Consider the following 21,709-nt stretch of genomic DNA (forward strand, 5'->3'; position numbering starts at 1 on the left):
GTCAGAGGTGTGTGGTTACCTCATTCACTTGCGATTAAAGGATGAAGAATAGCGTGAAGGCAGGCAGGCAAGGGCAATCAAAGGGGTTTGATCGCATGAAAAAGACCGTTCTCATGGCAGCGGCACTGGCAACGATGCTGTTCGGTTCTTCGGTCGAGGGCTGGGCAGCCAAGCTGGTTGCAAGGATCGATGTGTCATCGCAGACGATGACTGTAAGATACGGCCGGGCGGTCTACCGATGGCGCGTATCCACGGCGCGCAAAGGCTATATCACGCCGCGCGGCAGCTACCGGCCGCAACGAACGGCACGGATGTGGTATTCGCGCAAATACGACATGTCGCCGATGCCTCATTCGGTGTTCTACCGCGGCGGCTATGCCATCCATGGCACAGGCGCAGTAAAATCTCTCGGGCGCCCAGCGTCGCATGGCTGCGTGCGACTGCACCCGTCCAATGCCGCCGCCTTCTATTCGATGGTGCGGCAAGCCGGCTTCCGCAACACGCGGATCGTGGTGACCAACTAGAGCGCGGAAAACACGCCGATCGCCCCGACCAGAACTAGGCTTAGCGCCCAGATCACATCTAGATCAAACCAGCTTTTCGAAAGAAACCTTAATCCCAGCCACCGATAGACGCCGAAGGCCAAAGCGCCGCCCGCAGTGATCATCGCGCCGGTGTGGACCGCTGCCACGCCGATCGAGAGCGCTGCAGTTCGTGCAATGAGGGCGGTCGCGGCACGGTGCCCGGCATCCGTTTCAACGACGCCGCACAGGCCGAGGTAGATCGGCACCAGCATCAGGCCGGCGCCATGCGCGACGGCGACGAGAAAGGACCAGAGCGCCAGTCGCGACGGCGGCACGCGCGCCAGAAATCTAGGATGCCGCCGGTTGAAGAGCAGCCAAGCTCCGAGCGCGACGACAATTAGACCTGCGCCAACGCGGATCTCGGTTTGCCAATCAACCAGCATGGTCATTAGCGCGAAGGGCAAGAGGACCACCGTCATGGCGACAAGATGCCCGAACGCAAGCGCCAGAAGTGCGCCCGGCAGCGCATAGGCTCGCCGTTCCATCAGGGCGGCCGAAACAGCAAGCGGCCAGCCCATACCCGGGTTTACGCCATGGTAAATCCCGCTGGCGACCACAGCAAACCAGAGGCCGGCTGTGGTCGAAAGGAGTTCGGGCAACACCTAGGCCGATGGGTAGCAGAAACTGTCGGTAGAGCAGTCGCCGCCTTCAAGCCGGATCTGGTGCGTTCGATAGCCTTTGGGGAACTCGACGAAGAAGTTGGTGTCGAGCGTCAGGCCACCATTGGCGCCAACATCGGCCTTTACCATCGCCCCGCCGCGCTCACCGGGATAGAACTGATCGTCCCAGGTCGAGTAGAGCGAATTGGTCCAATAGACACGCTTGCCGTCGCGGCTAATCTCGACCATCTGTGGCCCATAGCCGAAGACCTTGCCACAGGGGTGCTTGGTCTTCTTGACGATCCCACCCAGTTCGACCTTGCCCGCCAGAACCGGCTTCATCGGGTCGCTGACATCGTATTGATGCATTTCACCCGTACCCCAACAAGCCACATAGAGATATTTGTCGTCGAGGCTGAGGTCGATGTCGGTGACCAGCGGGGGCACCGCCGAGAAACCCTTCAAAAGATCCGGCAGATCGTCGGCATTGGCCGGTTGAGGCGGGATGACCGCCGTCTTCTTGGCCTGGAACTTGCCATCCGCGTCGCGCCACCAAGTCCAGATCGAGCCTTCGAGATTGGTGGTATCGACTACAACGCCGCAGAAGCCGTATTGCTGGACTGGATCATGCGCCGGGCGGATTTCAAGCGCCATTTGGTGATTGGCCCCCAGATCGATCGTCTGAATGTTCTTACGCGCACGCAGATCCCAGAAATGCATGCGGTGGCCGTACTTGTTGGACAGTAGATCCTCAGGGACGATGCCGTTTTCGAACTGCGGCGGCAGGGCCCATTCGGAACTGACCATGTAGTCGCGCGGCAGGTTCCACCAGAAATCGTAGTGCTTGTCCTGGGCGCCACGATCTATCTCATAGCGGCCAATGACATCGAAGGTCTGGCAATCCATGATGAAAATGCCCGGAGGACCGTCGGTACCGTCCTTGCCGCCGCCGCCGAGGGTCGAGACATAAATGCCCTCGGGTCCGCAGTGGATCGTATGCGGGCGGGAATAGCCCGTCTTGGCAAAGACTTCTGCGGGTTCGATGATCTTGTGAATCTTGGCGGCTGTCGGCCCGCCCTTCACATCAATTATGTAGATGCGCGACGAACGAATGCCCGGAATGATCAGATAACGACGCTCCAAAAAGGCGTGGCCAGTCAGTGGTGATAGCGCCGAAGAACACGCATTCCAGCCGAAGTGATGAAACTCATCGCCCTTGTTTGGCATGATCACAGTGTGGACGATCTTGCCGAAATCCGGCGAATTTGGATCGACATTCACCACAGCCAAACCGTCGGGTTGCGAGAAGTCCGGGCTAAGCATCAACGTGTAGGCCAGAGTTTCCGGCGGCCCTTCCATAGCCAGCCTAGGTGACGGATAGAATGTGGGGTCTGGTCGCAGATTCATCGCGGTATCCTCCCTACGCGTTTGTGAAACTTTTTTGGTGCTCTCCGTGTCGCTCCCTTTTGAAATGCGGCCCAGGTAGGGATCACAATACACCAAGTCTCCTCGTCTGTCTGACACCGCGTCGCGCTAGCACTATTTACGTGGGCAGACTTTGGGCAGAATATACGGGGTGGGAGGGAGCATTCGGAATCCTGAATAAATGCGCCCGAACGGCTTCCGACCGTTGGTTGCAAGGGAGGATAATCATGAAACGTATTTTCTCGCTCGCGGCATGTGCCGCGGCGTTATCGCTCGGCGTATCGAACGCTTACGCACAATCGGGCGGCGTCGACAAGGCGGTCGGCGGCTACAGCTTCGAAGAAGCCGCAAAGGAGGCCCCCGGTACCAAGGACTTCCATTCGGCCGATGGTCACCTCACATTCGCTATCGTGACACACACTGCCGGCAATGGCTTCTTCGATCCGGTCTACGTCGGCGCGACCGTCGCCGGCAACCTGATCGGCGCCAAGGTCCTGCTGCTCGGCTCGGAATCGCCGACTGACGACCCTGCCCGCGAGATCGAAATCCTGAACCAGATCGTGCAGGATCCGACGATCGACGGGTTGATCATGACAACGCCCCAGGTCGGCGCCTATAACGACATCGTCAAGGCTGCCGAGGCGAAGGGGATACCGGTCGCTACGACCAATTCCTTTGACGGCACGCTCCTCAACCGCAGCGGCATCGGCCACACCGGCCAGGACGCCTCCGCTGCCGCAATCGCCGGCGAGGCGCTCGTCAAGTGCCTCGCGGACAAGGGTATAGAGAAGGGTTCGATCGTCCTGCCGTCGTCGACCGCAATGGGCAACATCGAGGTGAACAACCGCGTCACTTCGGCTTTCAACGCCATCGTCAAGGGCTTGAAGGATGCCGGCAAGCTTGATGCCTTCAAGGTCGACGCGGGTCCGGAGAACACCGGTATAGACACCAATCCGAATGACCCGGTGAACGGCATCGTGACGCTGTTCGAATCGCGCGGCGATGTCGTAGGCGCGTTCGCCGGCAACAACGTGTTCACGCCGGCGCTTGCCAAGGCCGTCGCTCAGACAGGAATGACCGGCAAGATCTGCGCCTACGGTTTCGACCTCGGCCCGGCCCAGCAGGACGCGATGAAGAGCGGCGATCTGACCGGCGCGCTGGGGCAGCAGCCCTTCTTGCAGGGCTTCTGGCCGGTCATGCAGCTCTATCTGGAGATCGACCGCGGCATCGCGGCGGCCAACCTCGACACACGCGCCCAACTGGTGACGAAGGAGACCGTCGAGGAGGTCGGCAAGCGCTTCGAGAACTGAGTCCACTCGGAACGTCTGAAATCATTGCGGGAGAGTGCAGGCTCTCCCGCAATGCGGCAGCAGGAAATCGACCAGAAGAGACCATGGCGCTTACCGCGACCACATCGCTCGGCCGTGCGCCGTCCCAGATTGTCGGCGGCTGGGAGGTGGGGCTCGTTGCCTTGCTTTTGCTGCTCTATCTCGGCGGCGCTCTCGTCAATCCCGCGTTCTTCGGGTCAACAGGAGCGTTTCACTCGCTGCTCCGCGACACCTCGCGGGTTGCCATCATCGCGGTCGGAGTGACCTTCGTCATCGTCAACAAGGACCTCGATCTTTCGGTCGGTTCAACTTACGGCCTAGTCGCCGTCGTCTTTGCCAGGCTGTTCGCGCCGAACTTCCTTGACCTCGGCGTCGTCACGTCGGCGATCCTCTGCCTGCTGCTCGGCACGCTGATCGGGCTGATCAACGGCGTGCTCGTCACCATCCTGAAGGTGCCGGCGTTCATCGCCACGCTGACCGTCCTCTTCATCGGCCGCGGCTTCGTGCTGGCGCTCACTCACGGCCAGGCGATCTACTACCCTGCCAAGGCGACCGGCTATCCGGGTTTTTTTCACCTCGGCGAGACCAACCTCCTCGGCTTCAACAACCAGATCGTGATCTTCCTCGTTGTCGCCGTGATCGGCGCCTATGTGCTTGCCAAGACGCGCTGGGGCTACGAGACCTTCGCCACCGGCGGCAACGAGCAGGCGGCGTCCTATGCCGGCATCCCGACCAACTGGGTGCGCATCCGAGCCTTCCTGATCTCCTCGCTCTGCGCGGCGCTGGCCGGCTTGATGTCAGCTGCGCAGGACAAGGGCGTGACGCCGCTCTACGGCGTCAGCGGTGAACTGACCGTCATTGCCGCCGTGATCATCGGCGGCGCCTCGATCCTCGGCGGCCGCGGCCGGGTCGCCGGATCCTGCCTTGGCGCCCTTCTGGTGGTGCTGCTCGACAAGGTATTGCGCGAGGGCTGGCCGATCACGCGCATCATCAAGATCGGCGACGAGGAGATCGCGGTCAACGCAGTTTTCTCGCTACCGGTCGGCGCGGTGCCGGTGTTCCTCGGGCTGCTACTCGTCGTCGCTGTGCTCATCGAGCCCTATCTCATCCGCCGCCAGGTCGCAGGGCGCCTCTGGGCCTGGCTCCGCGGCCGGCCGCCGCCACCGGCCTACGAGATCGGCGGCATCGCGATCGAGGGGGTGCAGACTAAGGGCGCGATGGCGGCCGACATGGCGTTGTCGGCCACCGGGTTAGGCAAGCTCCTCGCCCGGCGCGACGCGCTCGCCATCATCCTGACCGCGCTCCTGTGGCTGACCGGCCTCGCGCTCCGGCCGGACTACTGGTGGAACCTGTCCAACAGCTTCGCTATCTTGCTCAACTACACCGAGCTTGCGCTGATCACCATCGGGCTCACCTACGTCATCGCCGCCGGCGATATCGACCTCTCCGTCGGGGCGGTGCTTGCCCTCGCCGGCAGCACAGCCGCCTATTTCCTCAAGGTCCTCGGCGCCGACCCCGTGACCGCCGTGGCGATGGGCCTGCTGGCGGGCATGTGCGCCGGCCTCGTCAACGCGATCGTCACCGTCGGCTTCAAGCTGCCGGCCTTCATCGCCACGCTCGGCATGTTCTACATCGCCCGCGGCCTCGCCGCCTGGTTCGTCGCCGGGCAGCAGCTCACCGGCTGGCCCGAGGGCTACAACCTGCTTGGCCGCAAGGTGAACGACATCCTGCTGCACTACCGCATCTCGCTGCCGGACGGGCTGCTGCGCTCGATCGCCGAGGTGGTGAGCGTCCAGACCATCTGGATGCTGTTGGTCGCCCTCATTGCCGGCGTCGTGCTCGCCTACATGCCGTTCGGGCAGAAGGTCTATGCGACCGGCGGCAACATTCGCGCCGCCGCTTATGCCGGGATCAACACCAACCGGGTGCGGTTCTTCGCGCTCATGCTGGCGGCGCTCTGCGCGACAATGGCCGGGATCATCAACGTCGCCTACTTCCGCAGCTTCAACCCGGTGGCCGGCCAGTTCCGCGAGCTCGACGCCATCGCTTCGGTGATCATCGGCGGCGGTTCGATCTTCGGCGGCTACGGCACCGTGATCGGGGCGCTCGCCGGGGCGGCGGTGATCACCCTGATCCGGGCGCTGCTGCAGCTCAACGTACAGGGTTTCACCATGCCGCAGCACTGGATCAACGTCTTCATCGGTGGCATCCTGATCGTGGCGGTGCTGATCGACATCTGGGTGCGTCAGGCCAACATCTTCGGCCGCCTGCGGGCGCGCCTCGCGCGGCGCACAAGAACGGCGGAAACCACCCATGCGTGACGCGACCAGGCCTGCACCGATCGTAGAAATGCGGGGCATCGAAAAAGCCTTCGGTGCGGTGCAGGCGCTCCGCAATGTCGACCTCGTGCTCTATCCCGGCGAGATCCTGGGCCTCGTCGGCGACAACTCGGCCGGCAAGTCGACGCTGATGAAGATCCTGACCGGCGCCTACCAGCGCGACGCGGGCGGCGAGATCTTCGTCGCCGGGCAGCCGGTGCACTTCAAGAGCCCGCACGAAAGCCGCGACGCCGGGATCGAGATGATCTACCAGGATTTCGCTCTTTGCGGGAATATGGATGTCGGTCAGAATATCTTTCTTGGCCGTTGGCCGCGCAGGGGCCTTTTCGTCAATCGGCGGAAAATGTACGCGGAAGCCGACAGTGTGCTGAAGCGGCTCAAGGTCGACGTGAACTCCGTCTATCAAAAGGTCGAGAGCCTTTCGGGCGGCCGCCAGCAATCGGTGGCGATTGCCCGCGCTATCTCCTTTCAGCCGCGCGTGGTGATCCTCGACGAGCCGACCGCCAATCTCTCGGTGATGGCGACCGAGCGGCTGCTCGAAACCATGCTGGAACTGAAAAAGCAGGGCGTTGCCCAGATCATCATCTCCCACCGCCTCGTTGACATCTTCGCTGTGGGCGACCGCGTGATGGTGCTTAAGCGCGGCGAGAACGTCGGCGATCGCTACATCAAAAACACCGACGAGCATGAGGTCCTGGAGATCATCGTCTCCGGCACGCGAGAGCATGCACTTACGGCCGATGAGGCAATGCTTTGACCGATCAGGATCACTTTTCTCCTGGCGTCGCAGAAATGCGGCTAAAACCACCCGCTCTAAGTCCATCGAGATTGTGGCCCGAGATGGCGAAGGGACCGGTGTTGGCTGCGCTTTCTCGCCGTTGCGCCGCGATCACCACCCGAAGGTCGCAATGATTGCACCCAACGGGCGCCGAACCATTCGATGAGGATGTCAATCAGCGCACGCACCTTTCTGGGCGCAATCCCGCCAGGTGGCCGCACCACATAGATCCCCGCCTCTGGCGAGGGATAATCCGCCATCACTTGTCTCAATGTACCCTCCGCGATCGGCACGTCGGTAAGGAAGTCGGGCAGTGCAGCAATGCCCAGCCCAGCCAAGAATGCGGCGGTTCAGAATAAAAGCGCTCTGTAGTGATCCTTCGCGCCCCCGTCTGTCCTGCCGGACAGAGGGGGGCGCTGTCCGGGCGCTGTCCCTCCGCGATCAAAGGTTCTGCACCGCAGCAGCGCGAGGGCTGGCGGCAGCGGCGAGCAGGGCTGAGCCCGCCAGCAGGGCGGCGGCGAGCAGGAAGGCGCTCCACCAGCCGGCAGTGTCGAACAGCATGCCGCCCGCGGAAGCGCCGCCGGCGATGGCGAACTGGATCAATGCGACCTGCAACCCGCCTCCAGCTTCAAGATCGTCGGGAATGATCTGAGCCATCCATGTACCCCACGCCGCCGGAATCGGGGTGTTGAACAGCCCCCAAAGAACCAGAAGCGTAGCCGTGGCCCAAAGCACCGGTCCCACTGCGATCAGGAGCAGGGCGAGGAGCGCAAGCGCGCTCGGCAGCCCGATCAGCACGGCGGTGAGGTTTCGCCGGAGAACAAAGCCGGCGATGGACAGTCCCGCCAGGCCTCCTAGGCCGAGGCCCAGCAGCACCAGCGACAGGACGTTGACGTCGAGGCCGGTGACGCTTTCAAGGAATGGGCGCAGATAGATCGACAGCGAATTCATTCCCATGAATGCGAGCCCAGTTGCCGCCATGCCGATGGTGAATGTCCGATTGCGCAGCAGACGGAACATGCTGGATACCGAAACGGCCTCCATCGGCGGCATCTTCGGCAGAATGGCCAGTTGCCAGACGAGCGCCGCGACGCCGACCGGGACTGTGACGAAGAAGGTGCCCCGCCACCCGATCAATTCGCCGAGGAAGCTGCCGAGCGGTGCGGCGATGACGATCGCCAATGCAGTTCCGCCCTGCAGCAGGGCGATCGCCTTGGGCAGGTCGGAGCCTGAGGCCAGGCGCGCCAAAATGGCCGTGGAGAGCGACCAGAAGCCGCCGATCGCGATCCCGACCAGGGCCCGTCCGGCCAGAAACACCAGGAAGTTGGGAGCGAGGGCAACAGCCAAACTCGATGCGACCAGCACTGCCGTGTACAGCAGGACGACCGTTCTCCGGTCGAGCTTGGCCAGGAGCGCGTTGCCGAACAGGCTGGTGATCACGGCAAAGAGCCCCGACAAGGCGATCGCCTGTCCGGCCTGGCCTTCCGAGATGGCCAGGTCCTGCGCAATCGGAGTCAACAGGCTCACCGGCATGAATTCTAGGCCGACCAGGAGAAAGGTCAAAAGCGACAGGCAGGTGACGGCGGCCCATGGCGTTACCGCCCCTTCAGCCGCCAGCGTGTCATCCAGTGTCAGTTCGATAGCCATTCGTGCGCTCCTGTCCGTCGACAGACTAGGTAGCCGGGCTGGTCTTGTCAGACTAGCAGCTATAATCTGCATGTCGTAGTGAACGGAGCTCACCAATGCCGCGTGACGAGTTCAGTGAGATGCGAGCCTTCCTTGAGGTCGCTCGGCAGCGCAGTTTTACGCGAGCGGCGGCCAAATTGGGTGTTACCCGATCGGCCCTCAGCCATACGATCAGGGGAATGGAGGAACGGCTTGGCGTCCGTCTGCTCTCTCGCACGACCCGCGATGTGGCGCCCACGGCGACCGGAGAACGCCTCGTCGAAAGCATCGAGCCGCATTTCGAAAGCATTGCCGCCGGGATCAGCGCGATCAGCGCCCTGCGCGGCCAGCCCTCGGGCCAGATCCGTATCGTGTGCCCCGATGATGCCGTCAATCTGGTCTTTCGCCCCAGGCTGCCAGCGTTCCTGCGAAACTACCCGGACATCAACGTGGAGCTCATTGTCGACAACGGCTTCACCAACATCGTCGAGCGTCAGTTCGATGCCGGTGTTCGACTTGGCGAGGCAATCGCCCGCGACATGGTGGCCGTTCGCATTGGTCCCGATGTCGGCTATTGCGTCGCCGGCTCACCCGATTATTTCGCTCGTCGGGCTGCGCCGAAAAGCCCTCAGGACTTGACCGACCACAACTGCATCAACCTGCGGCTTCCCAGCTCAGGCGCGTTATATGCCTGGGAATTCAGGAAGAACGGACGCGAGTTCAGCGTCCGTGTGGACGGCCAGCTGACCCTGAACAATATCGCGCCGGCGCTTGACGCGGCCCTCGACGGTATTGGTTTGGCCTATGCACCGAAGAATCTTGTTCAACCCTATGTTGAGAGCGGTCGGCTCGAGGAAGTCCTTGCCGACTGGTGCCCGACCTTCCAGGGCTATCATCTTTACTACCCCAGCCGACGCAATCAATCGCCCGCCTTTGCAGCCTTTGTCGCGGCTTTCCGGTACCAGTCTCGATAGACCTCTCGACCCGCCCCAAGATCGCAGATCACGCGGGCTCGATCGGCACCGGAGCCAGGGTGCGCCGCCACTCTCCCGGCGCCAGCAATCGGGACGAGACCGCCGCGGGAACGGCCCGTCCTGGCTCGGGAACGTGCCCATCGGACCGTTCGCGTCGAGGAGCGTGGGGCGAAGGGCTCACGCGGCCCGTTCGGCCGTGCCCTCGAATTTGTTGAGGTTCGTCGAAGTGAAGCCGGGGCAGGCAGCCTCGGCGCCGGCATCCTCAAATTCGATGGCGAAGGCGAGCGTCGTCGCATCGAGGGCAGTCTCCGAGAGGCTGTAAACAGGGCCGAACAACGCGCGCTGTGGACTGGACGGGTCGACGCTGACGATGCGTGCCGCCGGCGCTTCACCAAGCAGCCGTAACATCGCCTGCGTGACGGCGACGACGCCGAACACGTTGGTCTCGAACACCGCGCGTCCCTCGAGGGGCGCCGCATGCGAGATGCCCTGCTTTCCCGCATCGGAAATGCCTGCATTGTTCACCAGGACGTCGAGGCGACCGAACTCGTTACGGATGCGCTTTGCCGCGGCGGCGATCGAGGCCTGGTTCGTGACATCGAGTTGGAGGGCGCGGGCATCCGCGCCGACGCTCTTTGCAGCCGTCTCCGCGTGCTCGAGCATACGCGACCCTACGGCACGGTGAGGCCGTGCGTGGCCAGGTCCCTGGCGATCTGGAGGCCGATTCCCTTGTTGGCCGCAGTGACCAGGGCAATAGGTTTGACCCGCATGGTGATCTCCTCTTTTTGCATTGACGTGTAGGCAACGGCGCCATGCTGTGCTAATTTTCCTAATCGGAACTGCATTCCGTTTTATACGGAACATTGTTCCGTTTATCAATGGAAAAATCATGGACGACAAATCGAAGGAGCGGGGTGGTGGCTTGGAGCCCGTAAACTCGACGGATCGACGCGTGCGTGCGGACGCGCAACGCAACTCCAAGGCGCTGCTCGAAGCGGCAATGGCAGTGTTTGCAGCTTCGGGGGTCGATGCTCCGGTGCGAGAGATCGCCGATAAGGCCGGCGTTGGCGTGGGTACGCTCTATCGGCATTTTCCGCAGCGTTCGGACCTGATCGTGGCGGTCTTCCGTAACGAAGTGGATGCCTGCGCAAATGCTGCATCTGCCATTGCGGCCGAACATGAACCCGGCGAAGCGCTCGCCCGATGGATGCAGCGTTACGTGGACTTTATCGCTGCCAAGCGTGGACTCGCCGCGGCCTTCTCCTCCGGCGATCCGGCATATGAGTCCTTGCCGCAGTATTTTCTTGAGAAACTTAGGCCCGCGCTGCAGAGCTTGCTGGATGCCGCGACCGAAGCAGGCGATGTTCGCTCGGACGTTGATGCTAAGGAATTATTGTTCGCGATTGCCAGGCTCTGCTCACCAGACCGCTATGGTGGAGGCCCCGACCAGGCACGACGCATGGTTGGCTTGCTGGTGGATGGGCTTCGCTATGGCGCCCCTTCGGTTGGCTGATTGGTCTTGCCAGGACAGGCCACCGAGCGATCGGTGACCAAACAAAAACCCACCTCGGTAACCGGGCGGGGTCGGTGGCGCAATTAGCACATTGCCAACAATAGCATAATTGCTGTCACTCACTTCTACTCAGGCGGCTTTGCCGCGGTTCCTCGCCCGCTTGTGCTTCCCGCGCGGGCCGCTGATTTCCCATCTTTTGTGGAACCACATCCATTGGCCGGGATCCTCGCGCACCCAGCGCTCGACCACGTCATTGAGCAGCTGGGTGGTGCCATGGACGTCGACACTGCCGCCGGCGGTGCGCGGCAAGATCAGTTTGTCCTCGATCTCGAGCCGGAAGCGGTTGCCCGGCAGGCGCACGCAGCGCGCCGGATAGACATCGCAGTCATAGTGCCGCGCCAGGGTGCCCAGGACCCGGTTGCTTTCGCATGGGCGGCCGAAAAAAGTCGTTTCGAGCCCGCTCGAGAATTTCTGGTCGACGAGCACGCCGATATTGCCGCCTTTCTCCAGGATGGCCGCCAGCGCGAACGAAGCGCCGGTCGCGGAGGGCAGGAGCGAGCCCATGGTCGAGCGGCGAGTCGAGAGGATGTAGTCGGCAAGGTAGGGGTTGTTGGGCGGACGAAACAGCGCCGTGATGTTCATGCCGAAAGTGGCTGCCGCCACCGGAAGCAGCTCGAAATTGCCGAGATGCCCGGTGAAGATGATATGCGGTTTTTGCTCGCCGGCGATTTGCACGAAGTGCTCGACCCCCTTGACCTCGATGCGCCCCGGTTTCGTCGCGGCGGGATCGTAGTCGAACAGGGCATCGAGAAAGACGTATTCCGCGGCAAGGCGAGCCATGTTGCCCCACATGTCGGAGGCGATGGCCTGGATCTCCTTGTCGCTCTTTTCCGGATAAGCCTTGCGCAGATTGGCGATGGCGACGTTATGGCGCCCCACCCAAGGGCCAATGCGGCGGGCGGCGCGGTCGGCGAAATTGAGCGCGCTGTCGACCGGCAGCCGACGCAGCAGCCAAATCATCGTCATCGCGAGGCGCGCAAGCAGCCAGTAGTTGAACTGGCGCAGCCGCCTGCCGTAGCGGAACGCCAGGTCCCGGCGGAGCTTCTTGAAGGCGTTGCCGACCATTCCTAGACCATGATGTTTTCAGACAGCAGCATCATGGTCTAGCCGACGCGCAGGATGATCTTGCCGAACACGTCGCGGCCTTCCATGCGCTTCAGCGCGGCGTCGATGCCGTCGAAGCCGACTTCGGTGTCGATAACCGGAGAAACCAGCCCCGCCGCCATTTTCTGCATGGCGTCGGCCATGTTTTGCATGCGGCAGCCGAACGAGCCGAGCAGCTTCAGCTGCTGCTGGAACAATTGCATCAGGTTGATCTGCGTCGATACGCCCGAGGTCGAGCCGCAGGTCACCAGGCGGCCGCCGCGTTTCAGGCACAGCATCGAGGCGGCAAAGGTGTCGGCGCCGACATGCTCGAAGACGACGTCGACGCCCTTCTTCTTCGTCAGCTTGCGCACGACGCCTTCGAAACGGTCGTCGCGGTAGTTGATGACGTGATCGGCGCCAAGCGCCTTCGCCTTGTCGATCTTGTCGTTCGAGCCAACCGTGGTGATCACGGTGCAGCCCATTTTCTTCGCCAGCTGGATCGCGGCGGAGCCGATTCCCGAGCCGCCGGCATGGACCAGAATGGTTTCGCCGGCCTGCAGCCTGGCATTGTCGAACAGCATGTGCTCGACCGTGCCGAAGGTGACGGGCGCGACGGCGGCGCCGACGTCGGTCACGCCAGGCGGGGCAGGGACCAGCAGGCGCGCCGGCAGGTTTATCTTCTCTTGCGCAAAGCCGTCGAGATGGAAGCCGTGAACGCCCGAGACATGCTCGCAGAGGTTGTCGCGGCCTTCGCGGCAGGCGCGGCAAAGCCCGCAGGTGCGCGCGCCGTAGATCGATACAAGCTGCCCCGGCACAAGGCTGGAGACGCCGGGGCCGACCGCCTCGACCTCGCCCGAGGCTTCGGCGCCGACGACCAGCGGCAGCTTGCGCTTGGCGAAGGCCATGCCGCGCCAGCCCCAGACGTCGATATGATTGAGCGCCACGGCCTTGATGCGCAGCGTCACCTCGCCCAGCGCAGGCTGCGGCGGAAGCGGCAGGTCCACCGTTTCAAGGCGGCGGTCCTCGATAAGTTGCAATGCGCGCATGGAGCCTGTCGGTTCTGTTGGCGAAGAACGGTCGCTTAGACTGGTTCCCGCGCCATGACAAGGCAGGTGTTCTGGCCGCCGAAGCCGAAGGAGTTCGACAGCACCGTGCCGACCTCGGCGTTGCGCTTCTGGTTCGGCACCACGTCGAGCACGATCGCCGGATCGGGATTGTCGTAATTGATGGTCGGCGGGATGACGCTTTCGCGCATGGTCATCAGCGAAAACGCCGCCTCGACGGCGCCGGCGGCCGACAGCGTGTGGCCGATCATCGACTTGTTCGATGAGATCGGCATCGAGCCGATCCGCTCGCCGAACACGGTCGACAGCGACAAATGCTCCATCTTGTCGTTTTCCGGCGTCGAGGTGCCATGGGCATTGACATAATCGATCTCGTCCTCGCCCAAGCCGGCATCGGCGAGCGCGGCGCGAACCGCCGCGATCGCCGGCGAGCCGTCCGGCTTCGAGCGGGTGCGGTGGAAATCGTCGGCCTTCTCGCCGCAGCCGCGCAGGATGCCGAGGATGTTTGCACCACGGGCGAGTGCCGCCTCCAGCGATTCCAATACCAGCGCGCCAGAACCCTCAGCGAGGACAAAACCGTCGCGATCCCTGGAAAACGGTTTTGACGCCTTTTCGGGGATGTCGTTGTGGGTGGAGAGTGCGGAAAGCAGCGAGAAACGGATCAGCGCCTCGGCGGTCGCCGAGCCGTCGGCGCCGATCGACAGTGCCCGGTCGCATTCGCCGCGGCGGATCGCCTCGACGCCGAGCTGGATCGAGGTGGCGCCAGAGGCGCAGGCCGTCGACAGCGTGATCGGCAGGCCGCGCGTGCCAAAACGGTCGGCGAGCCGGTCGGCGATCGAACCGAATTGGGTGGTCTCGAAAACATCGAACCCCTTCAAGCCGCGTGCCACCCGAAGCAGCCGTTCGGCGCCGACGTCGTGCTTGTCGGAATTGTACAGCGAAAAGCGCTCGCTCCAGTCGAGCTCGACCGGCGGCGAGGCGAGGAAAAGCGGCCCGCCGAAATCGCCCGAATCGAGGCCGGCTTCGGCCACGGCTTCCTGCGCGGCTATCTCGGCGAGGTCGTAGGTAAGAAGGGAAGCGCCCTTGGAGCTCGACGGCAGGAAATCGACCGTGCCGGAGATGCGGGTGTTCAGATGGTCGACCGGAAAGCGGGTTATCGGATGGATGCCGGACGTGCCCGCGGTGAGCGCTGCCCAATTGTCGGCCTTGCCGACGCCCAGCGACGTCACCACGCCGATGCCGGTGACGGCAACGATCGGCCTGCCCATGTGGTCGTTCAGATTGGCCATGTTTTTGTCCCAAAACCCTCTAGGCGGCGTTGACCAACGCCATGCCCTCGAATTGGTGATAGCCGATCGCCGTTGCAAGCACGGTCCTGGGAATGCCGTTGAACGGCTTCTCGGTGGCGGCGTCAAAAGCCGGGTAGGCGGCCTTGCGTTCGACAGCCAATGCAGCCAGCGCCACGGCGAAGGGAAACTGCGCTTCCTTCATGTGGCCGGTCAGCGTCGAAAAACCGCGTGCGGCAATCGCCGGATTGGCGTCGAGCGCCGATTTCTCGGCAGCAGTCGCGGCATGGGCACCCGAAGCGCCTGAAATCGTCAGTAGCTCGCCATTCGGCAATGCCGCCTGGCTGAGCAGCGCGGCAATCTCGGCATCGAGCTCGCCCTGCCGGCGTATGGCGCGTCCGGATACGACCGGGCCGAGTTCGGCATAGATCTTTCGCCCGCGGCTGATCGCGTGCTTGCGCTGTTCCAGGACGAGAAACGCACTGCCTGATCCAGTCACCACGCCGCCGCCGTCCAGGCCCTGTCTCTGCCAGACCGGTCTCCAGCGGCCGCGATGCAGGTAGCCGGCCAACTCATAGCCAAGCAGCATGTCGGAATGTTCGGTCTGGAACGCGCCGCCGACCAGGATATGCGTCGATTGGCCGGAGCGGATGCGCGCGGCGGCTGTCTCGACAGCGGCGACGCCGGCACCTTCCTCGCCCATGAAAGTGCGCGACGAGCCGGTCACCTTGTGGACGATTGAGATGTTGCCGGCGAGCAGGTTGGAAAGCTGTGCCAGAAACAGCGTCGGCCGCAATTCGGTGGTCAGTTTCTCGTTGAGCAGCACGTCGCGGTCGTTGCGGCTTTCCGAAGCGGCGAGAATGTCGGCGTCGACCGCCTCGTCGCGCTCGCCGCCGCCGGCAGCCACCACCATGTCCATCGTCGTGCAGAGATCGTCATTGCCCTTGATGCCGGCGTCGTCCAGCGCCATGCCGGCGGCATAGGTGCCGAGCCGCTGCCAGGTTTCCATCTGCCGCTGGTCGCCGCGCTTGGCGATCTGCAGGTTCCAGTCGATCTCCGGCAGCGGGTGGACGGTGTAGGGCGAGAAGCGGGCGGCTTCGAGCACCGGCTCCAGGCCGGGCTGGACGAGCTTGCGCCAATGCGCATCCGGGCCTTCTCCCAGCGAAGAGACAAGGCCGATGCCTGATATGACGACGTCGTGGGAGCTCATGGGCGAGGGTTCATGGGGCGGCTGTTGGGTCAGGCTAGAAGACAAGCCATTTCAGCCGTTCTTTGCCATGACCAGGGCGTCGATCTTGGCGCAGAGGTTCTTCATGACGAAGTAATCGTCGGTCGAGGCCTTGCCGTCATTGACCTCCTGCGTCCACTTTTCCAGCGGCACCTTGATGCCGAATTCCTTGTCGATGGCAAAGACGATGTCGAGGAAGTCGAGGCTGTCGATGCCGAGATCGTCGATGGTGTGGCTTTCAGGGGTGATCGTGTCGATATCGATCTCACTGGTGTCGGCGATGATCTTGGCGACTTTGTCGAACGTGGTGGACAAGGGCTTTTCCTTCGGTTGCGGGCGGAATCTGTCCGCTGGTGTTGCGCGCTGTCTAATCGGTTTTTCCGGGCAGGAAAAGGCCTGAACGCCGGGCGCAGATGGGATACCCACTCCGTAAACGCAAGAAGAGCCGTTGGCGACCCTCCCGGCGATATGCCGCAACCATCCCATCTCTGGTCATTGCATGTACCAGTGTACCATGGTACGGAAATCCTATGACCACCATCGAACGCGTGCAGACCGGGGTTCGCCTGGAAAAACGATTGGTGAAGGTGCTCAAGGCCTTGGCCGAGCATCGCGACATGAGCCTAGGTGAACTCATCGAAGGCATCGTGCTGCATGCCTTCGAAGGCCAGACGCCGTTTTCCCCGACGACCCTGGAAACAATCGGCCAATTGAAGCGCATCTACGGAATGGAGCTTGGCGCAGCGGACAGCCACGGTCTGGTGGAAATCGCCGGGGAGGGGGATGACCAACCATCTTGAGCGCAGCCACAGCATCGTGCTTTCGGGGCCGATCGACCACGTCTTTCCGCTGTTCACGCCGACAGGGGAGACCCTGTGGGTGGACGGCTGGGATCCGGAGTTTCTGCATCCACAAGACGGGGAGACGCGCCAGGGCATGGTCTTCAGGACCGCTCACGGTGATGAGACCACGCTCTGGGCCTGCACGGACTGGGACCCCGTGGCGCATCGCATCCGCTATGTCCGGGTGACGCCGGATACGCGTTTCGGATTTGTCGAGGTGGCCTGCCGCCCGACCGCTGACGGAGGCACGGAGGCGTCGATTGGCTACACGTTCACTGCCCTGAACGCGGCAGGAAGCTCGTATCTGTCCGAACTGACGGAGGAGGCATTCGCGCAGATGATCGAGGGATGGAAGCTCCGTATTGATGCGCGGCTGCAAGTGTGAAATCTAACGCCAGGTGCCTTAAACTAACTGCCGCTAAGGGTGGAACTTACCCTTCGCTTCGTCTCCCGGAACAGCGCCGCGCCAGAAGCTGTCCTCGCCAAGCTGATCGAGAAATGTCGCCTCTGGGCCGGAATCGGACTGTCGGCTTTTGGACACATGGAGCGAATAGCGGAAGTTGAACTGGAAAGCGCCATATGTGTCGGATTGGCCCACATCATACGACGTCACAGGCCACCAATCCTAGCCGAACGGCGCTGGCCGATTTCTACCGCACCAAACTATCTTTTTTCATGGGTCGAAGTGAGGCGATCCACGCCGACTAACTCGTGAACCACGCGGCATGCTGCCGTGCACCAGTGAAGCCAATGATCGAAAGTCTCATGCCGCGTCGGTAACTCGGCTGAAACTAAAGACGCCACCCGCCATGCCCCAACCCGCCGCGGTTGATCTCGTTCGACGAACCATCTTGCTGGTCGGGCTCTTAGTCGTATTGGCACTCGTGGTGGGCCAATAGAGCCCCCGATGATGCGATGTCCGGCAGATAGGGGCTCATCGCTCTTGATACCACGATGCAACAGCAGCTAGGACCGGCCATATTTGTTACGATGGTGTCGATGTCGGATTGATCGCCCCGGCCTCGTCGTTCCAGAAAATGAAGGAGCAACGATATGTCTGAAAAGGAAGTCTTGTCTGTCATCCGGGGCCAGGAAGACGCAACTGCCAAGGGGGACGCCCGCGCCAACCTCGATGCCATGGACCCGGATGTCGTGGTTTTCGATCTGCCGCCGCCGCTTGCCTATCGAGGCGAACAGGCACGCGACATCGAAGGGATAAATGCTTGGTTTGCAACTTGGCGCAACGGCGTCACCGTTCACATGGCTGACCCGCAACTCATGATCGACGGCGATCTTGCAGTGGCCTTCGGGCTGTCGCGCATGACTGGCATTAAGACCGATGGCACAAAGGTCGACTCCTGGAGCCGGCGAACCATCGTGCTAAGGCGCATCGCCGGTTCTTGGAAAATCATCCACGAACATGCCAGCTTCCCTATGGCAATGGACGGAAGTGGGCGCGCTGTGACGGATCTCTTGCCGTAGTTCCGGAACGCCTAACGTCCTCAACAGGGACGTCGGCTTTCAGGCGGCAAGGGTTCGTAGGTGAACGGTCGATTTGGCGGCGCGCTGCTGACAGTCATCGTGCCGGCCGGCCGCTGGCATGGCTTTCGCAATACCGGAAGCGCGACATTGCACATGCAGGCCATACTGGCCGCGCCAACCTTCGAGGCCTCTTTCGAGGGGCAGCCGGAAGTGACGAGGCATTGGGCTACCGCAAAAGCGTAACACCCGCCATCTTGACGACGGGACCCGCGCCTGGCTCCAATCTGATCCGTGGATCGTGTACTGCGACGAGACGTCGGGATCGGGGATCAGCGGACATGGGCGAGGAGGGCTTGGCAGAGATCTCAACCCGGTATCTTCGCTTCGCCGACACGGAAGCTCGCAGTCGCTCACCGCTCTATGAGGAGTTGGCTCGTGCTGTCGCAGGGGACCGCGAGACACTCGGCTTCCTGTCGACCCTCCCGGACGTGAAGCGGCAACCGAATCTTCTGCTTGCCGTGGTGCGTCACCTGTTCGGCACACCGACAGGGTGGACCGAGTTTCGCCAGGCGCTTCTGGCGCACCCCGAGCTTGTCCGCTCGCTCATGCTCGAGCGCTCGACGCAAACCAACGAGCCGGGAAGGTGCGCCACACTGCTGCCCGTCCTGGCGCGCCTGCCGCAGCCGCTGGCCTTCCTGGAGGTCGGGACTTCCGCAGGGCTCTGCCTTATGCCCGACCTCTACAGCTACGACTACGGGCGCACGGTGCTCCGCACACCCGTCACCGCCTCGGAACCGCCTGTCTTCCGATGCTCAGCCAGCGAGACAACGCCATTGCCGACGGCCCCGCCGCATGTCGTCTGGCGAGCGGGATTGGACCTGAGCCCGATCGATGTTTCAAACCCCTCGCAAGTCGCATGGCTTGAGACGCTGGTCTGGCCGGAGCAGACGGCGCGGCTTGCCAATCTGCGGGCGGCCCTAATGATCGCTGCCACAGTCAAGCCTCGGGTGGTGAAGGGCGACCTGCGCGGGAGCGACCTCGTGCGGCTCTGCAGCGAAGCGCCAAAGGACGCTACCCTCGTTGTCTTTCACACAGCCGTCCTCGACTATGTCTCCGATCCGGCAGACAGAGAGGCCTTCGCAGAACAGGTGATGCGTCTTTCTCCGTATTGGGTATCGAACGAGTTCCCTCGCGTATTCCCGTCCATCGCCACACGCGCCGGAAAAAGCTGGCCGCCAGGCCGCTTCCTCCTATCTGTGAACGGCTCCCCTGTCGCTTGGACCGACCCGCATGGCGCCTCGCTCGAATGGATCGCGGACGAGGCGTAGGCGGCTGGCAATGACAACGTCTTCAAACCGCTCGCCCAAGGTCAGCTATAGGTCCGACTCGAGCCGTTGCGCGAAGGCAGCTTTGAGGAAGCGCCATCACGGTCAGCCTTATGGCGCAAACACGATTTCCAGGATAGTCTGCTATTGGGCAACAGTAGAGATCACCTCGACGGCTGACATCGGCGCTAAGCCGAGATCTCTGATGGGTGTCGCAAACGTCCGCATTGGGTCATCTGCGTAAATTCGGCCGAGGCCGAACGAACGAGCTTCCGCTAGGGGGGTCGGAACCGGTATTCCGTTTAGGGACCAAGCGTTAGATTTCACCACTGGCGAACGCTTCAACTGGCTCCAGCGCAGATTAGAAAGTGACGCGGCCGAGCACGCGCAGGCCGTCGCCTTGCGGCTCGACGATCACGGCTTCGCCTTCGCGCGGCGAGATGCCGGTGAGCGCCATGATGTTCTCCAGATGGGTGACCATGACAACATTGTCGGAGCCGGAATAGGCGCTGATCTCGTTCATGATCGCCTCGAGCTGGGCGGCTTTCTCGCTCGCGTCGGTCTTCAGCAGGTCAAGCGGGGCGAAGGGTTCGGGCTCTTCTCTGAAAGCGGTGCGAGCCGTGTCGAGGGCGCGGCAATAGCGGCTGGACAGCACGCGCTCGACCGGCGCCGCGCGGGCGTCGAAAAGCGCGCCGATCTTGCGTGCCTGCTGCTTGCCGCGCACCGAGAGATTGACTTGGGTGGCGCATTTCTCGATGTCGAAATTCGCCGGATCGGTAGTGCCGGTGACCATGGCATGGCGAAGCAGCACGACATGTCCGCCGTCGCGCAACAGCGCCCAGCCGGCTTCGGTCGCGTGGGCCGCGGCGGGAATGACGAGCAGCAATAGAGCCAGCACAGATCGAAGCATCAGGCGTCCTTTTCCGGTCACCGGAGGTGGCTTCCGGTGACCGCATATAGGGACGGCAAAGCCGGCTGAAAAACAAGGCATCACCTATCCCGGCTGTTTGCCAGAACGGACCGCTTCGCAAGGCGGGGCGGTTGCGCTCAAATCCCGGCTCGCCTATCAGGGGAAAAATGTCCCCACTCATCGAAACCGTCCTTTTTGTCTTCGGCCTTGTCGCGCTCGGCTATCTGGCCGGGCTCACCGGCTATCTGAAGGCCGAGGCGGGTGGGGCCATCGCCGAATTCGCCGTCGGGGTGGCGATGCCGCTGCTTCTGTTCCGCACCATGGTCAACGCCGATTTCCATGGCACCGCACCCTGGTTGTTCTGGGGCGCCTATTTTACGGCTGCCGCAGTGACGTGGGCCGCAGGCCACCTGGTCATCACCCGGGTGTTCGGGCGCGACGCGCGTGCCGGGGTCGTCGGCGGCGCGTCGTCGGCTTTTTCCAACCTCGTCCTGCTCGGCATCCCGTTCTTCCTCGGCACATTCGGGCCAAGTGGATTCGAAGTGCTGTCGCTGCTGATTTCCGTGCATCTGCCAACGATGATCATGGCATCGATCATCCTGTTTGAGATCTTTGGCCGCGGCGACGAGCATGTGCATCCGCTGCGCATCATCCGGCGCTTCTTTCGAAAGTTGCTCTCCAATCCGCTGATCATCGGCATCCTGGCCGGATGGGTGTGGCGTATCACCGGCCTGCCATTGCCGGCGCTGGCCGTCCGGCTGGTCGACGCGCTGGCCAACATCGCCGGACCCGTCGCGCTGTTTGCCATGGGGCTGAGCCTGTGCCGTTTCGGCATCTCCGGCAATGTGCGGCCGGCGCTGGCGCTGTCGGCGCTGAAGCTGATGCTGATGCCGGCCGTCGCGCTCGGCCTGGTCTGGCTGCTTGGCCTGCCGCCGCTGTCGGCGAAAGTCGCGGTCGTGGCGGCAGCGCTGCCATCCGGGGTGAATTCCTACCTGATTGCGACGCAGTTCAACACCGGCCAGGCGCTGGCATCGAACCAGATGACCATCGCCACCGCCTGCGCGGTCGTCACCACGGCGTTTTGGCTGACGGTGGTGGTCCAGGTGTTTGGATAGGTATGATCGATATTGATGCCTGCGAAGGGCGGTTTCCTGGTGCTTCCGGTACTCATATACCCAACGTTACGCTCCGTTCCGGTTCTCGGGAGCCACCGGTTCCTCA

24 protein-coding genes are annotated in these 21,709 nt (G+C 62.7%); 12 read left to right on the plus strand and 12 right to left on the minus strand.

The genetic code is table 11. The annotated features are described in order from the left end of the window. Positions 1 to 95: 95 nt before the first annotated feature. Entirely contained in the window at positions 96 to 524 is a 429-nt protein-coding gene (locus AC0L2C_RS22535; protein ID WP_023802989.1) for a L,D-transpeptidase, read from the plus strand. On the opposite strand, the gene AC0L2C_RS22540 is transcribed toward AC0L2C_RS22535, so the two are convergent. Further along, positions 521 to 1,183 (minus strand): hypothetical protein, encoded by a 663-nt coding sequence (locus tag AC0L2C_RS22540; protein WP_473524487.1) that lies wholly within the window; start codon positions 1,181 to 1,183, stop codon positions 521 to 523. The genes AC0L2C_RS22535 and AC0L2C_RS22540 overlap by 4 nt on opposite strands. 3 nt (positions 1,184 to 1,186) lie before the next feature. Further along, positions 1,187 to 2,590: a selenium-binding protein SBP56-related protein gene (locus tag AC0L2C_RS22545; RefSeq protein ID WP_128176814.1), complete on the minus strand. Its 1,404-nt coding sequence runs from the start codon at positions 2,588 to 2,590 to the stop codon at positions 1,187 to 1,189. A 245-nt stretch (positions 2,591 to 2,835) separates the two neighbouring features. Between AC0L2C_RS22545 and AC0L2C_RS22550 the strand changes: the two genes are divergently transcribed. The 3 genes from AC0L2C_RS22550 (at position 2,836) to AC0L2C_RS22560 (ending at position 7,032) form a co-directional block, all read left to right on the plus strand. After that, positions 2,836 to 3,918, plus strand: a complete 1,083-nt coding sequence (locus tag AC0L2C_RS22550; protein WP_473524488.1) for a substrate-binding domain-containing protein — start codon at positions 2,836 to 2,838, stop codon at positions 3,916 to 3,918. A gap of 83 nt (positions 3,919 to 4,001) precedes the next feature. Next, positions 4,002 to 6,257, plus strand: a complete 2,256-nt coding sequence (locus tag AC0L2C_RS22555) for an ABC transporter permease (protein ID WP_473524489.1) — start codon at positions 4,002 to 4,004, stop codon at positions 6,255 to 6,257. Beyond that, positions 6,250 to 7,032 (plus strand): ATP-binding cassette domain-containing protein, encoded by a 783-nt coding sequence (locus tag AC0L2C_RS22560; RefSeq protein ID WP_091598255.1) that lies wholly within the window; start codon positions 6,250 to 6,252, stop codon positions 7,030 to 7,032. The genes AC0L2C_RS22555 and AC0L2C_RS22560 overlap by 8 nt, the downstream gene beginning before the upstream one ends. 56 nt (positions 7,033 to 7,088) lie before the next feature. Here AC0L2C_RS22560 and AC0L2C_RS22565 read toward each other — a convergent pair whose 3' ends face one another. Beyond that, positions 7,089 to 7,391, minus strand: a complete 303-nt coding sequence (locus tag AC0L2C_RS22565; protein ID WP_473524490.1) for a LysR substrate-binding domain-containing protein — start codon at positions 7,389 to 7,391, stop codon at positions 7,089 to 7,091. A 103-nt stretch (positions 7,392 to 7,494) separates the two neighbouring features. Then, a complete protein-coding gene (locus tag AC0L2C_RS22570) occupies positions 7,495 to 8,700 on the minus strand; it encodes an MFS transporter (protein ID WP_473524491.1) in 1,206 nt (401 codons plus the stop codon). Positions 8,701 to 8,795: 95 nt separating this feature from the next. Between AC0L2C_RS22570 and AC0L2C_RS22575 the strand changes: the two genes are divergently transcribed. Beyond that, entirely contained in the window at positions 8,796 to 9,692 is an 897-nt protein-coding gene (locus tag AC0L2C_RS22575) for a LysR family transcriptional regulator (RefSeq protein WP_473524492.1), read from the plus strand. 177 nt (positions 9,693 to 9,869) lie between these two features. Here the strand turns inward: AC0L2C_RS22575 and AC0L2C_RS22580 are convergent, their stop codons facing one another. After that, positions 9,870 to 10,355: an SDR family NAD(P)-dependent oxidoreductase gene (locus AC0L2C_RS22580; RefSeq protein ID WP_473524493.1), complete on the minus strand. Its 486-nt coding sequence runs from the start codon at positions 10,353 to 10,355 to the stop codon at positions 9,870 to 9,872. Positions 10,356 to 10,581: 226 nt separating this feature from the next. Between AC0L2C_RS22580 and AC0L2C_RS22585 the strand changes: the two genes are divergently transcribed. Next, positions 10,582 to 11,205 (plus strand): TetR/AcrR family transcriptional regulator, encoded by a 624-nt coding sequence (locus AC0L2C_RS22585; protein ID WP_473524494.1) that lies wholly within the window; start codon positions 10,582 to 10,584, stop codon positions 11,203 to 11,205. 129 nt (positions 11,206 to 11,334) lie between these two features. Here AC0L2C_RS22585 and AC0L2C_RS22590 read toward each other — a convergent pair whose 3' ends face one another. From AC0L2C_RS22590 to AC0L2C_RS22610, 5 genes are read right to left on the minus strand one after another with little or no spacing between them, the layout of a single operon-like run. Continuing rightward, positions 11,335 to 12,330 (minus strand): lipid A biosynthesis lauroyl acyltransferase, encoded by a 996-nt coding sequence (locus AC0L2C_RS22590; protein WP_473524495.1) that lies wholly within the window; start codon positions 12,328 to 12,330, stop codon positions 11,335 to 11,337. A 38-nt stretch (positions 12,331 to 12,368) separates the two neighbouring features. Further along, positions 12,369 to 13,397, minus strand: coding sequence for a zinc-binding dehydrogenase (locus AC0L2C_RS22595; protein ID WP_473524496.1), 1,029 nt, complete (start codon positions 13,395 to 13,397; stop codon positions 12,369 to 12,371). Positions 13,398 to 13,432: 35 nt separating this feature from the next. Beyond that, on the minus strand, positions 13,433 to 14,704 hold the full coding sequence (locus AC0L2C_RS22600; RefSeq protein ID WP_287257841.1) for a beta-ketoacyl-ACP synthase: 1,272 nt from the start codon (positions 14,702 to 14,704) through the stop codon (positions 13,433 to 13,435). 19 nt (positions 14,705 to 14,723) lie between these two features. Beyond that, positions 14,724 to 15,911 carry a beta-ketoacyl-ACP synthase gene (locus AC0L2C_RS22605; protein ID WP_473524497.1) on the minus strand — a complete coding sequence of 396 codons (1,188 nt, stop codon included), beginning with the start codon at positions 15,909 to 15,911 and terminating at the stop codon, positions 14,724 to 14,726. A gap of 51 nt (positions 15,912 to 15,962) precedes the next feature. Then, entirely contained in the window at positions 15,963 to 16,244 is a 282-nt protein-coding gene (locus tag AC0L2C_RS22610) for an acyl carrier protein (protein ID WP_473524498.1), read from the minus strand. Positions 16,245 to 16,459: 215 nt separating this feature from the next. On the opposite strand from AC0L2C_RS22610, the gene AC0L2C_RS22615 reads away from it, so the two are divergent. Continuing rightward, the gene (locus AC0L2C_RS22615) at positions 16,460 to 16,729 is read left to right on the plus strand and encodes a hypothetical protein (RefSeq protein ID WP_128176783.1); all 270 of its coding nucleotides are present in this window, start codon (positions 16,460 to 16,462) and stop codon (positions 16,727 to 16,729) included. Continuing rightward, positions 16,713 to 17,156 carry a hypothetical protein gene (locus AC0L2C_RS22620; RefSeq protein ID WP_287242280.1) on the plus strand — a complete coding sequence of 148 codons (444 nt, stop codon included), beginning with the start codon at positions 16,713 to 16,715 and terminating at the stop codon, positions 17,154 to 17,156. The genes AC0L2C_RS22615 and AC0L2C_RS22620 overlap by 17 nt, the downstream gene beginning before the upstream one ends. A 33-nt stretch (positions 17,157 to 17,189) precedes the next feature. Here the strand turns inward: AC0L2C_RS22620 and AC0L2C_RS22625 are convergent, their stop codons facing one another. Beyond that, the gene (locus tag AC0L2C_RS22625; protein ID WP_128246876.1) at positions 17,190 to 17,384 is read right to left on the minus strand and encodes a hypothetical protein; all 195 of its coding nucleotides are present in this window, start codon (positions 17,382 to 17,384) and stop codon (positions 17,190 to 17,192) included. A gap of 440 nt (positions 17,385 to 17,824) precedes the next feature. Between AC0L2C_RS22625 and AC0L2C_RS22630 the strand changes: the two genes are divergently transcribed. The 3 genes from AC0L2C_RS22630 to AC0L2C_RS22640 all read left to right on the plus strand — a co-directional run bounded on the left by AC0L2C_RS22630 (position 17,825) and on the right by AC0L2C_RS22640 (position 19,581). Continuing rightward, positions 17,825 to 18,253, plus strand: a complete 429-nt coding sequence (locus tag AC0L2C_RS22630; RefSeq protein ID WP_473522858.1) for a YybH family protein — start codon at positions 17,825 to 17,827, stop codon at positions 18,251 to 18,253. A gap of 60 nt (positions 18,254 to 18,313) precedes the next feature. Next, positions 18,314 to 18,496 (plus strand): cupin domain-containing protein, encoded by a 183-nt coding sequence (locus AC0L2C_RS22635; RefSeq protein WP_128246874.1) that lies wholly within the window; start codon positions 18,314 to 18,316, stop codon positions 18,494 to 18,496. 110 nt (positions 18,497 to 18,606) lie between these two features. Continuing rightward, positions 18,607 to 19,581 carry a DUF2332 domain-containing protein gene (locus tag AC0L2C_RS22640; RefSeq protein ID WP_473524499.1) on the plus strand — a complete coding sequence of 325 codons (975 nt, stop codon included), beginning with the start codon at positions 18,607 to 18,609 and terminating at the stop codon, positions 19,579 to 19,581. A 358-nt stretch (positions 19,582 to 19,939) separates the two neighbouring features. On the opposite strand, the gene AC0L2C_RS22645 is transcribed toward AC0L2C_RS22640, so the two are convergent. Further along, positions 19,940 to 20,488, minus strand: coding sequence for a histidine phosphatase family protein (locus AC0L2C_RS22645; protein ID WP_023802971.1), 549 nt, complete (start codon positions 20,486 to 20,488; stop codon positions 19,940 to 19,942). A gap of 167 nt (positions 20,489 to 20,655) precedes the next feature. Between AC0L2C_RS22645 and AC0L2C_RS22650 the strand changes: the two genes are divergently transcribed. Further along, the gene (locus tag AC0L2C_RS22650) at positions 20,656 to 21,603 is read left to right on the plus strand and encodes an AEC family transporter (RefSeq protein WP_287242108.1); all 948 of its coding nucleotides are present in this window, start codon (positions 20,656 to 20,658) and stop codon (positions 21,601 to 21,603) included. Positions 21,604 to 21,709 lie beyond the last annotated feature (106 nt).

The sequence above is a fragment of the Mesorhizobium sp. WSM4845 genome, assembly GCF_055811455.1.

Coding starts and splice junctions, on each gene's coding strand:
- AC0L2C_RS22575 (WP_473524492.1), top strand. CDS start 8,796: ATGCCGCGTGACGAGTTCAGTGAGATGCGAGCCTTCCTTGAGGTCGCT.
- AC0L2C_RS22595 (WP_473524496.1), bottom strand. CDS start 13,397: ATGCGCGCATTGCAACTTATCGAGGACCGCCGCCTTGAAACGGTGGAC.
- AC0L2C_RS22600 (WP_287257841.1), bottom strand. CDS start 14,704: ATGGCCAATCTGAACGACCACATGGGCAGGCCGATCGTTGCCGTCACC.
- AC0L2C_RS22545 (WP_128176814.1), bottom strand. CDS start 2,590: ATGAATCTGCGACCAGACCCCACATTCTATCCGTCACCTAGGCTGGCT.
- AC0L2C_RS22590 (WP_473524495.1), bottom strand. CDS start 12,330: ATGGTCGGCAACGCCTTCAAGAAGCTCCGCCGGGACCTGGCGTTCCGC.
- AC0L2C_RS22570 (WP_473524491.1), bottom strand. CDS start 8,700: ATGGCTATCGAACTGACACTGGATGACACGCTGGCGGCTGAAGGGGCG.
- AC0L2C_RS22560 (WP_091598255.1), top strand. CDS start 6,250: ATGCGTGACGCGACCAGGCCTGCACCGATCGTAGAAATGCGGGGCATC.
- AC0L2C_RS22650 (WP_287242108.1), top strand. CDS start 20,656: ATGTCCCCACTCATCGAAACCGTCCTTTTTGTCTTCGGCCTTGTCGCG.
- AC0L2C_RS22615 (WP_128176783.1), top strand. CDS start 16,460: ATGACCACCATCGAACGCGTGCAGACCGGGGTTCGCCTGGAAAAACGA.
- AC0L2C_RS22585 (WP_473524494.1), top strand. CDS start 10,582: ATGGACGACAAATCGAAGGAGCGGGGTGGTGGCTTGGAGCCCGTAAAC.
- AC0L2C_RS22580 (WP_473524493.1), bottom strand. CDS start 10,355: ATGCTCGAGCACGCGGAGACGGCTGCAAAGAGCGTCGGCGCGGATGCC.
- AC0L2C_RS22620 (WP_287242280.1), top strand. CDS start 16,713: ATGACCAACCATCTTGAGCGCAGCCACAGCATCGTGCTTTCGGGGCCG.
- AC0L2C_RS22550 (WP_473524488.1), top strand. CDS start 2,836: ATGAAACGTATTTTCTCGCTCGCGGCATGTGCCGCGGCGTTATCGCTC.
- AC0L2C_RS22535 (WP_023802989.1), top strand. CDS start 96: ATGAAAAAGACCGTTCTCATGGCAGCGGCACTGGCAACGATGCTGTTC.
- AC0L2C_RS22555 (WP_473524489.1), top strand. CDS start 4,002: ATGGCGCTTACCGCGACCACATCGCTCGGCCGTGCGCCGTCCCAGATT.
- AC0L2C_RS22630 (WP_473522858.1), top strand. CDS start 17,825: ATGTCTGAAAAGGAAGTCTTGTCTGTCATCCGGGGCCAGGAAGACGCA.
- AC0L2C_RS22605 (WP_473524497.1), bottom strand. CDS start 15,911: ATGAGCTCCCACGACGTCGTCATATCAGGCATCGGCCTTGTCTCTTCG.
- AC0L2C_RS22645 (WP_023802971.1), bottom strand. CDS start 20,488: ATGCTTCGATCTGTGCTGGCTCTATTGCTGCTCGTCATTCCCGCCGCG.